Genomic DNA, 13205 nt, shown 5'->3' on the forward strand with positions numbered 1-13205 from the left:
AAGGACGCCGGACTGTGGCAACATCAATTTCTGTTTTATTAATCGAAGACAACCTGGCCATTGCCCGGCAGATTGTTGATTTTCTGGAAGGCCACGGCTGGCTGGTCGATTTTGCTGCCACCGGCAAGCAGGGTGTTCAGCAGGCATTAAACGGTCAGTTCGACGTTATCATTCTGGATCTGAACCTGCCTGATATAGATGGCCTGGAGGTTTGTAAGCGCGTAAAGGCAGAGGCCACCAAAGTGGTGCCGGTGTTAATGCTCACCGCTCGTGATGCCTTTACCGACAAAGCCAAAGGTTTTGGTCAGGGCGCCGACGACTATCTCACTAAGCCTTTTGATTTACGCGAATTAGCACTGCGCTGCGAAGCCCTGGCACGACGTCCGCAACTGCACACCGACACTACCGTAACCCGGGGATCGCTGGCCATGGATACCCGGGCCATGACCGTCAACTGGCAAAGCACCGTTATTCCGGTAACCGGTATCGGCTTTAAGATCCTGCATAAACTGCTTTGTGACTACCCTTATCCGGTAAGTCGTTCAGACTTAATCAGTCATATCTGGGCCGACGATCCGCCAGAAAGTAACGCGCTGAAATCGCACATGTATACATTACGCAAAGCCCTGGAACAAGCCAGCGGCCGGGCCCTGTTGCATACCATCAGTAACGTGGGTTATCAGCTAAAGGGGCTGGATGATAATGAAGTTTAAAGGCATTCAGGCGCAGTTGTTTATCGCGTTTGGAACCCTGGTACTAATCATTGGCTTATTTTATACCCGCCTCAGTATGCTGTTTATGGAGGTGACCCAGGACATTGTTGCCTCCCATTTACTGAGCATGGAAATTACGCAACTGGAAAACAGCTGGGCTAACAATAGCAAACTGAGTGTGCTGGCTCCCTCTTCCGCGGCATATACCATCATTAATCACGACGGCGAGCTCCCCGGTGAGCTCACACCGAGCACCTATGGCGATAATGTTGCTACGGTTGCCGGGCAGGAGGCAGTTTACTTTCAGCCTTTTACACTGCCTGATATCCCGGCCCGGGGTGTGATGGTGCAGGCTAGTGAGCTCCTGCCTCTGGCTAACTTTGCCAGCATTTATCAGGTTTTCCTGTTTAGCGTATCGGCGGCGGCACTTATCCTGGCAATACTGAGCACCTGGTTTCTGGCCTCGCGACTGGCCAAGCCTATCCAGCGCCTGTCGGTTTCAATTAAACAGCAGTCGCCAGACTCGCCCTGCCAGATTAGCGGCGAACGTCGCCAGGACGAAATTGGCGAACTGGCAAATTCGTTCAAGAATACTTATTCTGAACTTCAGGAAGCCTGGCAACGGGAGCGGGATTTTACCCGTGATGTGAGCCACGAATTGCGTACCCCCATCACACTGCTGAAGAATACCCTGGCAATCAATGACAACCTCATAAGCGATCCGGCCGAGCGCCAGTTAATTGAGCAGGCTACCAATACCTTAGAGCAAACCGTAGAAGTCTTGCTGGCACTGGCGCGTAAGGAAAACCTGCAGTTCAGCGAGGTTAAATTACTGCCCGTTCTTGAAAAGCAGTTACTGGCGCTGTACCAGATTTATCCCGACCAGGCATTTAATGCCGACATAGAACTGCCCGCCAATTTCACCCTGCCAGGCAACACCTACTTAATCACTTTGTTGTGTCAGAATCTGATTAACAACGGCTTTTATCATGGCGGTGGAGGCGGCATGCGGATTTATGTGCAGTCAGCACATCTGGTGTTTGAAAACCCGCTGACCGAATCGTCTTCGCGGCCCTATTATCAGGGTCTGGGGCACGGCCAGTATCTGGTGCAGCGGATTGCGTCGGTAATGCACTGGCAAGTCAGTATTGAGCAATCCGCCACGCATTACCGCGTGTTACTAAGCTGGTAGTTCGGGCATTTTCTGCTTTAACAATAAGCGGCCCAGCCAGCAAAACCAGCCAATTTGCAGCAATCCGAAGACGCCGCCTGCAGCGGCTAATGGCGGATAAAGGGTTAACATACCAATCAGGCCCGTTATGGCTCCTGCAACACTTAAGGATCGTGGCACACTTCGCCGGCAGTACAGGCTGATATTAATCACCAGCATCCAGATACCGCCAATCCATTCTACGCCATCGCCAAGACCCGTCTGAATAGCCAGGATCGCCGGCCAGGTTTCATCGGATTCAGCAGGTGTCAGGTGGGTAAGGTATTCGATGGTGAGCACCGAAATAAAACCAATAGCAAAGACGTAAGCAGCCCAAACGTAGCCGATCAGCGCGCCTATCAGTTGCCATTGGCCGGTTTCCTCGCCAGCCGGACGATAAAGGCTGCGATTCAGCATTAGCAACGCTATGCCGAACACCACAAAAATAATAAAGTACCAGCTCTGGATCAGGCGCGGTTGGGAAAGTATGGCCTGCAGACGCTGTTCGCCATCAATATTAATGTCCGGCATGACAACCAGTATCATGGTAAACCCAATGATATAACACAGCGCACAGACTACTGCGGCAATACCGCCAAGCTGCAAGCGAGTTTTCATTTTGGCTCCGTCCGATGGCAATAGGCAAAGCATCAGCATACCACTTAACCCGCTTTGCCAGAACTCACCGGTTATGAGTTCAGGTGCCTAATTTGTAACAGATTATCTAAAGCGGACGTGGTGGCGATTAAGCTCACTGATTTTACTGCAACCCATCAGGCGCATATCGCGTTCTATTTCTGCCACCATCAGCTGCATGGCGCGCTCGACGCCCGGTTGACCAGCGGCAGCCAGCGCATACAAGTAGTAACGGCCCAGACCCACCGCTTTTGCTCCCAGCGCCAGCGCTTTGAGTACATGAGTACCGCGCTGAACACCACTATCAAAAATCACATCAATTTTGTCGCCCACCGCATCAACAATTTCGGCCAGATGGTCGAAGGAACTGCGTGAGCCGTCCAGTTGCCGGCCACCGTGGTTAGAGATAACAATACCGGTACAGCCAATGTCTACGGCACGGCGCGCATCATCAGCACTCATGATCCCTTTTAAGCAAAACTGGCCGTCCCAGAATTTAACCATCTCTTCCACATCTTTCCAGTTCATGGAAGGGTCGAGCATATTGGTAAAGTAATCGCCGATAGAGCTGCTGCCACCACCCATATCAATGTGCGCTTCGAGCTGCGGTAGGGAGAATTTCTCGTGGGTGATGTAGTTAATCCCCCAGGCAGGTTTGCTGGCAAACTGCCATAATCCGGCCAGGTTGAGCTTAAACGGAATGGAAAAGCCAGTTCTGAGATCGCGCTCCCGGTTACCACCGGTAATGGAGTCTACCGTTAGCATCATTACTTCGATGTTAGATTCTTTAGCCCGTTCCATCATGGCCCGGTTCAGGCCTCTGTCTTTGTGAAAATAGAACTGATAAACCTGTGGGGTATCGTATTGGCGGGCAATCTCTTCCATACTTACCGTGCCCAGCGACGACACACCAAACATGGTGCCGAACTTCTCGGCCGTGGCGGCAACAGCACGCTCTCCCTGATGGTGGAACAAACGTTGTAATGCGGTGGGCGATAAGTACACCGGCAGGTCGAGCTTCTGCCCCATCACTTCCACGCTCAGATCGATATCTTTTACCCCGGTTAATACACGAGGGATAAGGTCGCATTCTCTGAATGCATCGCTGTTGCGACGCAAGGTAGTTTCGTCGTCTGCGCCGCCATCAATGTAGTTGAAGATAGGACCGGGCAGTCGCTTTTGCGCCAGCTTTCTGAAATCGTGAAAATTAAAACATTGGTTCAATCGCATTAACGGCTCCCCTTTTATATAACGCGAATGGGCTGACTTTGGTCACAGTGGATACACTGCCAAGGATACCGGAAATTTTTATGTTTGCGGCAGTATGCGCCTAATGTCTCAGTGAAACCGTTGAATAGCCGAATAAAAGTAGCCTGACTGCCGAGCCGTTGGGTTAACAGGGCAGTCAGGCTGGCTTGGAAACACGGTTACACAATACCTGAGCCGGTGGCATTTGGATCCCGTGGGCGCAACTCAGCCATTTTGCTGCGATAACCACTGCTGCGGTATACCGCCAGCGGGTTAATAGCTGCGCCTTTGCGATAACGGGCCATAGCCAGTATGGGCGACACATCCAGGTTAAAGGCATTCTTTAATTCCAGCGACGCCATCAGCGCGTCGTTATCTTCCTGATAGCCGTAAAGTGCCTCGCGATTAACCAGTAAGGCTTTAACAAAGGAACGCTGCACTTCAATGGCGGAGTTAATCAGGCTTTCTGCCGGATCGGTTACGTTATGTGACTGGTCGAGCATATAGGCGGGATTGAATTCCTCCTCCTTGCGGTATTCTGCATCCACCAGCTCATTAAAAATAAGAAATTGCTGATAGGGATGTAACGAACCACTGTCGAGATCATCGTCACCGTATTTGCTGTCGTTAAAGTGAAAACCACCGAGCTTTTTAAACTGGATCAGCCGCGAAACAATCATCTCGATATTGGTGTTTGGCGCGTGATGGCCAAGATCAACCAGCGACTTACATTTTGGCCCTAACTGCATGGCCGCCAGAATGTTGGAGCCCCAGTCCTGGATGATGGTGGAATAAAATGCCGGTTCGAACATCTTATGCTCGATGTGCATTTCCCAGTCATCCGGCAGCCCTTTATAAATTTGCTCCATGCTGGCCAGGTAACGTTCAAATGCGCGCTGAAAATGCTGCTGCCCGGGATGATTAGAACCGTCGCCAACCCATACCGTGAGACTTTTCGCGCCTAACTGCTGACCATAGCCGATGCAGTCGAGGTTGTGCTGAATAGCCAGTTCACGGGCCTCTTTGCTGGTGTTACTCAGGCTGCCGTATTTGTAGGAGTGTTCCTGACCAGGCTGATCCTGAAAAGTATTGGAGTTCACGGAAACCCATTTTATCCCGTATTCATCGGCGGTTTGTTTGAGCTCACTGAAGTCATCCACTTTGTCCCAGGGGAAATGCGGCGACACGCTGTCGGTACAGCCCGAAAGTTCATTGATCACGGCACAATCCTCGAGTTTCTCAAAGATATTGCGTGGTTCGCCGGTGCCAGGGAAACGCGCAAAACGGGTACCGCCGGTACCGGTACCCCAGGACGGCACGGCAATCTGAAATTCTGCTGCGCTGCGGGTGATGGCTTCAATATCAATATTCTGCCGCCCCAGCTTGTCGCCCAACGCCGCGTAGTCAGCCTCAAGTTCGTTAAGTAGTGAATGATTCGCCTGGTTAATCAGTGCTTCATCGATGCGTCTTAACATAATCGGTTACTCCTATCGCAAGAAGGCTTCGTGCAGACCACCGTCCACACTGATCACCTGCCCGGTGGTTTTACTCAACTGCCCTGAAATCAGCAGGTACGCTGCTTCGGCCTGATCGTCCGGCGTTATGGGCTGCTTAGTGAGGGTGCGCTGAGCATAAAACTCAGCCAGTTTATTGCGCAATGCCTCGGTAGACTCATCGGCGCTGAACGCAATGTTGTATTTGGTTAAAGATGAAATCACCCGGTCACGAGGGAACATGTTACTGCCCTGCACCACCGTTGCCGGCGCCAGTGCATTCACATTAATAAGCGGCGAAAGCGTAACGGCCAGCTCCCGCACCAGATGGTTGGCCGCAGCCTTACTGGTATCGTAAGCCAGCGAGCCTTTCTTGGAGACCGCACCGTTAACACTGGTGGTGAGTACCATAGCGCCTTTAAGCCCCTGACTTTGCCAGATTTTCTGCGCTTCAGAAGCCACCACGTAACCGCCTTTTACATTCACACCAAAGCTTAAATCAAAGATTTGGTCGTTCTTGGCCATGTCTGCGCCTTCCGCTACAAACACACCTGCGGTAACAATCACTTTATCAATGCCGCCGTAAGCCAGCAGCACCTGCGAGAACAAGCACTCAACGGTTTCGCGCTTGGTGATATCTACCTGTAAGGCGATTGCCGGTCCACAGGCTGAGATCCCCGAGCCTGCAACACCAATACCCTGACCGTAAATATCCGTAAGCTCCGCGGCAGTTTTCTCAGCATTGGTGTAATTCAGATCCGCACACACCACATGGGCGCCTTCCCTGGCAACGCGGTGGGCCGTCGCTTTTCCGATTCCATCGCCGGCGCCAATCACGACTACCACATCGCGCGCCAGCGATTTTTCTGCCGGCATACGTTGCAGTTTGGCCTCTTCCAGCGCCCAGTATTCAATATCAAAAGCTTCCTGTGCAGGCAGCGCAGTGTATTCAGAGATGGCTTCAGCGCCTCGCATTACCTCAATGGCACAGTTGTAAAACTCGGCCGTCACCCGCGACTCACTCTTGTTTTTACCCCAGGCAATCATGCCGATGCCAGGAATAAGAATTACCGTGGGGCTGGGGTCACGCATAGCCGGAGAATCTTCGTGTTTGCAGCTTTCGTAATAAGCAATGTAGTCTTCGCGATATTGCTGCAAGCCCGCTTTAAACTTGTCGACCAGCTGTTCGAAATCATCATTTTGCGGATCAAAATCCACCAGCAATGGTTTAATTTTGGTACGCAGGAAATGATCCGGACAAGAGGTACCCAATGCAGCCAGTCTTGGCGCATCCACGCTGTTTACAAAACGTAAGGTAGCGTCGTCGGTTTGCACAGTGGCGATAAATTTTACCTCGGTGGAAATCATGCCTCTGGCAACCGGCAGGAATTCGGTTAGCAGGCGGGTGCGGCTGCTTTCATCCAGTGGCGCGTATTTTTGCCCGCCAAAAGTCATCTCGCCCTTGTCGTGCTCTTCAATGTAACGGGCAGCCGTTTCAATCACCCAGAGCGAGGTTTCGTAACAACTCTTACTCTCACCGGCCCAGTTGGTGTGACCATGTTGTCCCAACAGAATGCCCACGATATCCGGGTTTTCCTCGTAGGTTTCTTCACAGAGTCTGGCCGCTTCCCAGCCCGGGCGCATCCATGGCACATAGGCCAGCTTGCCGCCCCAGATGGTTTCAGTGAGGGCTTTTTGATCTTTACAGGACGCCACCGAAATCACCGCATTGGGATGCAGGTGATCGACATGCTTCTCATCAATCATGGAGTGCAGCGGCGTATCTATGGATGAGGCACGCGGGTTCAGGCAAAAGTTACAGTGCTTAAACATGCCCACCATGCGGTCTTCGCCGGCAGATTTGTAGCCTTTATCAGGATAGGCCTGATATACCTCATCCAGTGCCTGCAGCTTGCCTTCGTACAGTGAAGAGAAGTTCTCCCGGGTGGATGTGCGCAAATCACCGCCGGAGCCTTTTACCCACAATACTTCTACCTGCTCGCCGGTGAGCGGGTCGGTTTCCATCAGCTTAGCCGAGGTATTACCACCCCCGGTGTTAGTGATGCGCTGATCTTCTCCCAGCTTGTTTGAGCGGTAAACCAGGTTATCGACGGGGCTTAGCTCATCGGCAATGTGATCTTCCCATAAATACTTTACGTGTTGATACTCATCCGGCTGATACGGCATAACAGTGTCCTGTGAAATCAATAAATCGAATTTGGCTTTATATTGCATGTAACCATCAATATAAAAATCAATATACATCCATACCAATCTATGTCAATCAAATTCAATCATGAAGCAACAAATTAGTTACATTAATTTTAAGTATAACCCTTGTCGGTGATCACAAGAGGATATCGCAGGCACAAAAAAAGCCGGCAATGCCGGCTTTCTATAAATGATATTGAGTAGATTTAGGAGTTACCCGCAGGCTTGCACCACCACAACATTCACCCCGTGTTGACGGATTTTATCGAGCGCCTGCGGATCGGCATTACTGTCGGTAATGATGGTATCCACCGCATCCAGTCCGCAGAAGATAAGGTTACCTTTTATGCCTATTTTGCTGCTATCCACCAGCACAATCAGTTTATCAGCCCGTTTTCTTAGCTTTTGCTCGGCCAGAATTAATAACGGATCGGTTTCCATTACGCCAAACTCACTAACGCCGGGAGAGCCCATAAACATCTTACTGCCACGATAGTTTTGCGTGGTGTCGTTTTCAAAGGAACTGAGAATAATGCTCTGCTTACGGTACACCTCGCCGCCCGGCAAGGTCACCTGATTCTGGCTGTTTTCGAGTAATTCATGGGCCAGAACAAAAGAATTGGTGAGGATATTCATCCGCCTTTCAGCCAGAAACTCTGACATCATAAAGGTTGAGGAGCCACCGTTAATAATAATGGCTTCGCCGTCTTCACACAGTTCGGTAGCCGCTTTGGCAATCATGCGCTTAGTGTCGGTGTTACGCTCTCTGTCGACTAAAAAGGCATTACCGGAAATCTTGATATTGGAAACAGCGCGATCGTCGAGCACCTGTGCCCCACCACGAATTTTCTTAATTTTTCTGGCATCAGCCAGTTTATTTAAGTCGCGGCGAATAGTGGCTTCAGAGGAATCCAGCTGGCTACACAAGTCTCTCACGCTAACAAAGGTACTTTCATCCAGAATGTCCAGAATCAGCTGATGACGCTGCTTTTCAAGCATTATACTGCCCTTATATTCGTTGTTGTTCAGGGAGTTAATATAGTCACCTATTTGTTCACGATCAATCATAAAAGCTAAAATATGATTGATTGTGATGATTCGTTACGATTACTACTGAGCTGCCCGGGTCGCAATAGCGTGGTACCAGTCCGCTTTATACTGCGCCAGTTGGCTAAAGGTCGCAGGCGTGCAAGGCACCAAATCGGTGACCTGTTGCTGCCTGTGGTTAAAGTTCATTAAAGCGGCTGCGCCCATCACTGTGCCGGTATTATCCGAGGAGAGCATAACCTTTTGATGAGGCCGAAGTTGAGCTACCAGCTCACAGAGCACCGGGTTTTTCAGAAACGCCCCTTCAATGTACACCGGCCCGCTGGCGTTGAGGTCGTTAAGGCGCTGATCGATCATCAAGGCACAGTACAGGGTTGCGATAGCCTGCGGTGATGGAGGTTTGTCCGGGCAAAGTAAAGCCGGTTGGGCATGACCAAAAGGCCCGTTGCCGTGACTAAAATCCGGAGTCACCATCCAGCGCTCATCGATAGCCTGTTGAATAGCTGCGGCTTCTGCCCCCATACCGATATCGCCACCGAGGAGCTGACAGATGGTTTCGTATTCACGCCCGCCCATGAAGCGGGCGCAACTAACCGGGCGGCCAAAGACATCCACATTGGCCAGCGTATCCCGCGCCGCTTTCAGGTTATCCACCGGCCGGTTGGTTTGCATGATGATGGTCCAGGTGCCGGAGGAAATGACGTTCAGGGTCTGGTTACTGTTATTATCAGTTGGCAGATAACGCAGCAGACTCGCATTGCTGTCGTGAATCCCGGCATAGAGTTTACAGGTAGTAGATAACCCGGTTTGCTGAGCCACCTGCTCACTCACGTAGCCCAACTCATCCCAGGCATTTCGTAACGGCGGGAAATACTCTCGCCACTGGCATTTATCAACCAGCGAAGAATAGTCCTGCCCCTGCGGCTGCCACAGGTCTGTATGGCAACCTAAAGAAGTCACTTCACTGGCTGGCTCGCCGCCCAGTCGCCACGCCCAGTACTGCGGGTACATCAGAATATGGGTTGCACTGGCAAATTCATCAGCAAACTTATGCTGTAGCCAGAACAGTTGCCGCCCAAGATTAAGCCCTGCGGGTAATTGCGGCGACAAGGTTTCAGAAAAATCCGGGCGAACACCGGCATAGTCGCCGTTACACTCTTCCACACCGTCAAACTCGTAATCAACGACTGGCAGCACCAGCGCTGTATTGCGGTCTTGTGCGTTATGGTTTACCAACGCCGCCGTGGCGCCGTGAGTAGTAACAACCAGCGCAGAAATTTCGCCGGTACGCGGATAAGTGTTCAACGTGGAACATAACCACTGCCAGATGCCATCTGTATCGGCTTGTGGGTAAAGCCCATCCTGCGGTGCATTTTTACTGGTAAAGCAAGCCTGCTGCTGACCATCCTCAAGCACCAGCAACTTAATATGAGTTTTACCAATATCCACTACGGCGTTCAGCATTAAAGGCTCCCAACGGACAAAGCCGATACAACGACACAAGCAAAGGCAGCCTGTAAGACCGCCTCCTGTTAACAATACTGAAACAAATTACACAAAAAATCACTTTCAATCAATATCAATCACAAAGAAAGAGAGATTTAACATTTAGGAAGGGTAGCAAGCAGATAAAAATAGCAGCCGCCAATTGCTGTTAGCCGGCTGCCATTAAGAAGAGGAAAGGGCGGGCACACCATTGGGTCCTGACGGTGTGCCCGTGGCTAATTATCAGCCAATGCCAAGCTCTTTCAGTTTTTTGTCCAGGCCCGGATAAACCCGGCGCGCGTTGCCGGAATACACCTGTTTACGTTGCTCGTCTGTTAAGTCCAGCGCGTCGATGTAGCGTTTGGTATCGTCGAAGTAGTAGCCGGTTTCCGGATCGATGCCACGTACCGCACCAATCATCTCAGAGCCAAACAGAATGTTATCCAGATCGATGACTTCAAATAACAAATCGATGCCCGGCTGATGATAAACGCAGGTATCGAAGAACACGTTCTTCATCATGTGCTCTCGTAATGGCGGCTGTTTAAGCATATCGGCCAGACCGCGATAGCGCCCCCAGTGGTAAGGCACTGCTCCGCCGCCGTGTGGAATGATAAAGCGCAACTCGGGAAAGTCTTTAAACAAATTCCCCTGCAGCAGTTGCATAAAGGCTGTGGTGTCGGCGTTCATGTAATGGGCGCCGGTGGCATGGAAGTTTTCGTTACACGAGCCAGAGACATGGATCATGGCCGGCACATCCAGCTCTACCATCTTCTCATAGAAGGGGTACCAGCTTTTATCGGTCAGAGGTTTGGATGTCCAGTGACCGCCTGAAGGGTCCGGGTTAAGGTTACAGCCTACAAAGCCCAGTTCTGTTACGCACCGCTCCAGTTCTGCGACGGAGTTTTTAATCGGCACGCCGGGCGACTGGGGTAACTGACACACGCCAATAAAATGCTGAGGGTACAGATCGACAACCCGTTTAATCAGGTCGTTACAGGCGCTGGTCCATTGTTTTGAGACGGCCTCGTCACCAACATGATGAGCCATGGCTGACGCCCTGGGTGAGAAAATGGTCATATCTGAACCGCGTTCAATTAATAAACGCAGCTGGTTTTTTTCAATACTTTCCTGGATCTGCTCATCGCTGATATGAGGAACCTCAGGCAGTGCCTTGCCACCCTGATACGCTTTTAGCTGTGCTTCGCGGAACAGCTGAAGCGGTTCCGGTGCAGTGGTGTAATGTCCGTGGCAATCAATAATCATAACTAGTGCCTTTTCCTGTACGAATAAAATTAATCCTGAGCGAATGCTGTATCGGGGATCATTACCTCTCCCCGCATCAGCAAGCGTGCGGTGCGCAGTAATGCCGCGCGACGTATAGTAAGTGTGTCTGCCGACTCCTCACCTTCCACCTCCATGGCCACGGTAAACTGGCCGGTGGGATGTTCAATATTCAGAGCGGAATAGTCGTGGTCATCACCAAGGTAGCGATTACCCACCGCGCCCTTAATAACGCAGGCAGTGGCCACACTGACCGAGCCTAAAACACCAATCGCATCATGTACGCGGTGAGGGATAAACGAGCGGGTATTGAGTAAGCCATGATTTACCGGCGCCGAAACCAGGGTCATTTTTGGCACGGTTTTACTGCTCACATCACCCAAGTTCATTTTTTCACCGGCCTGTAAACGGATAGTTTCCACCTTGTCTTTTAGCCGGGCATTGGCTTCCAGCTGTTCCGGAGATTCATCGCCCTGAATATCGAAGTCCTGTGCTTCCATCATTACTACCGGCATACCGTTATCAATACAGGTTACGGTGACGCCTTCAAAGGTATCGGTAACGTTGCCCGTTGGCAGTAAAGCCCCACAGCTGGAGCCAGCGATATCAAGAAAGTCTATTAGCACAGGCGCTGCGCCACCGGGCACACCGTCGATTTCAGCATCGCCCTCATACACGGGCTTACCATTTTTTACCTGTACCTGCGCAACCGCCAAGGCACCGGTATTAACCATGTGAATGCGCACATCAGTTACGCCTTCATTAGCCGCAACTAGTCCTTCGTCGATGGCGAAGGGCCCAACACCGGCCAGAATATTGCCGCAGTTCTGGGCATCGCTGACCACAGCCTTGTCGACCACCACTTGTAAAAATAAGTAATCCACATCGGCATCGTCGCGCTGTGAGGGGCTGACAATTGCCACCTTACTGGTAAGCGGATGCGCACCGCCAACGCCGTCAATCTGACGGCTATCCGGCGACCCCATGGCCGCCAGCAAAACCTGATCGCGAATGGCGCTGTCGGCGGGTAAATCCTTAGCCTGAAAGTACAGACCTTTGGACGTACCGCCACGCATTAAACTGCAGGGAATGGCTTTCACGCTTTATTACCGCTGTTATGTTCTTCGTAGGTCACATAACGCAGGCCTTTTTCGGCCAGGCGTTCGCGCATATTGTAGATATCGAGCCCGAGTTCACCGTTGGCCAGGCGCACTCGCTTAGACTCTTCGTTGGCTACTCTTTTAAGCACTTTTTCGTGAACTTCGTCAGCTTCCTCGCGGGCAACCACCACTACACCATCTTCATCGGCAACCACCATATCACCGGGGTTTACCAGTGCACCGGCGCACACCACCGGCACATTCACACTGGCAATAGTTTCTTTCACCGTGCCCTGCGAATAAATGGCTTTCGACCATACCGGAAACTCCATTTCTTCCAGTGTGGCGGTATCTCTTACGCCACCAGCAATCACCAGCCCCTGCACACCGCGGGCTTTCAAAGAGGTGGCCAGCAGATCGCCAAAGAAGCCATCAATGCAAGGACTGGTTGGCACAACCACCAGCACATCCCCTGCCTGACACTGTTCCACCGCAACATGAATCATCCAGTTATCGCCCGGCGCTACCTGACAGGTCACCGCAGGCCCGGCAATTTTCGCCGGCTTATAGATAGGCGTCATGTATTCCGCCATCAGCCCCTTGCGCCCCTGTGCTTCGTGCACTGTGGCCGCCTCAGCCCCTGCGTAATTTTCAATAGTTTGTTTTGATGGGCGTGGACACCCGGTAACACATACCGCCATAACAGCCTCGGTGAAGTAATTTCTGATGGCATCAGTATGCGCCTGGCAGCGGTGAAATTCCGTTTAGAAAGATGTAA

11 protein-coding genes are annotated in these 13205 nt (G+C 51.5%); 2 read left to right on the forward strand and 9 right to left on the reverse strand.

Features of this window, described 5'->3' with window-relative positions:
- Nucleotides 1–14 precede the first annotated feature (14 nt).
- Both D9T21_RS10420 and D9T21_RS10425 read left to right on the forward strand, forming a co-directional pair.
- Nucleotides 15–713, forward strand: coding sequence for a response regulator transcription factor (locus D9T21_RS10420; RefSeq protein ID WP_123324879.1), 699 nt, complete (start codon nucleotides 15–17; stop codon nucleotides 711–713).
- Nucleotides 703–1905, forward strand: coding sequence for a histidine kinase dimerization/phospho-acceptor domain-containing protein (locus D9T21_RS10425; protein ID WP_164464645.1), 1203 nt, complete (start codon nucleotides 703–705; stop codon nucleotides 1903–1905). The genes D9T21_RS10420 and D9T21_RS10425 overlap by 11 nt, the downstream gene beginning before the upstream one ends.
- Here D9T21_RS10425 and D9T21_RS10430 read toward each other — a convergent pair.
- The 9 genes from D9T21_RS10430 to D9T21_RS10470 all read right to left on the reverse strand — a co-directional run bounded on the left by D9T21_RS10430 (nucleotide 1894) and on the right by D9T21_RS10470 (nucleotide 13128).
- On the reverse strand, nucleotides 1894–2541 hold the full coding sequence (locus tag D9T21_RS10430; RefSeq protein WP_164464646.1) for a DUF4386 family protein: 648 nt from the start codon (nucleotides 2539–2541) through the stop codon (nucleotides 1894–1896). The two genes, D9T21_RS10425 and D9T21_RS10430, sit on opposite strands and share 12 nt — an antisense overlap.
- Nucleotides 2542–2643: 102 nt before the next feature.
- Nucleotides 2644–3789 (reverse strand): alpha-hydroxy acid oxidase, encoded by a 1146-nt coding sequence (locus D9T21_RS10435; RefSeq protein ID WP_105933300.1) that lies wholly within the window; start codon nucleotides 3787–3789, stop codon nucleotides 2644–2646.
- A gap of 197 nt (nucleotides 3790–3986) precedes the next feature.
- Complete coding sequence (rhaI, locus tag D9T21_RS10440; protein ID WP_123324882.1) at nucleotides 3987–5282, reverse strand: L-rhamnose catabolism isomerase; 1296 nt, start codon at nucleotides 5280–5282, stop codon at nucleotides 3987–3989.
- A 12-nt stretch (nucleotides 5283–5294) separates the two neighbouring features.
- Nucleotides 5295–7487 carry a bifunctional rhamnulose-1-phosphate aldolase/short-chain dehydrogenase gene (locus D9T21_RS10445; protein WP_123324951.1) on the reverse strand — a complete coding sequence of 731 codons (2193 nt, stop codon included), beginning with the start codon at nucleotides 7485–7487 and terminating at the stop codon, nucleotides 5295–5297.
- Nucleotides 7488–7724: 237 nt separating this feature from the next.
- The gene (locus tag D9T21_RS10450; protein ID WP_123324952.1) at nucleotides 7725–8510 is read right to left on the reverse strand and encodes a DeoR/GlpR family DNA-binding transcription regulator; all 786 of its coding nucleotides are present in this window, start codon (nucleotides 8508–8510) and stop codon (nucleotides 7725–7727) included.
- 111 nt (nucleotides 8511–8621) lie between these two features.
- Nucleotides 8622–10022, reverse strand: a complete 1401-nt coding sequence (locus D9T21_RS10455; RefSeq protein WP_241155683.1) for an FGGY-family carbohydrate kinase — start codon at nucleotides 10020–10022, stop codon at nucleotides 8622–8624.
- Between the two features lie 264 nt (nucleotides 10023–10286).
- A complete protein-coding gene (locus D9T21_RS10460) occupies nucleotides 10287–11309 on the reverse strand; it encodes an amidohydrolase family protein (protein WP_123324883.1) in 1023 nt (340 codons plus the stop codon).
- Between the two features lie 29 nt (nucleotides 11310–11338).
- Nucleotides 11339–12427, reverse strand: coding sequence for a 4-oxalomesaconate tautomerase (locus D9T21_RS10465; RefSeq protein WP_241155684.1), 1089 nt, complete (start codon nucleotides 12425–12427; stop codon nucleotides 11339–11341).
- Nucleotides 12424–13128, reverse strand: a complete 705-nt coding sequence (locus D9T21_RS10470; protein ID WP_123324884.1) for a 4-carboxy-4-hydroxy-2-oxoadipate aldolase/oxaloacetate decarboxylase — start codon at nucleotides 13126–13128, stop codon at nucleotides 12424–12426. Before D9T21_RS10470 ends, D9T21_RS10465 begins: the two co-directional genes overlap by 4 nt.
- Nucleotides 13129–13205: the final 77 nt, after the last annotated feature.

Origin of the sequence: Marisediminitalea oceani (assembly GCF_003731635.1) — a bacterium.
In the GTDB taxonomy this organism is placed as follows: Bacteria; Pseudomonadota; Gammaproteobacteria; order Enterobacterales; family Alteromonadaceae; genus Alteromonas; species Alteromonas oceani.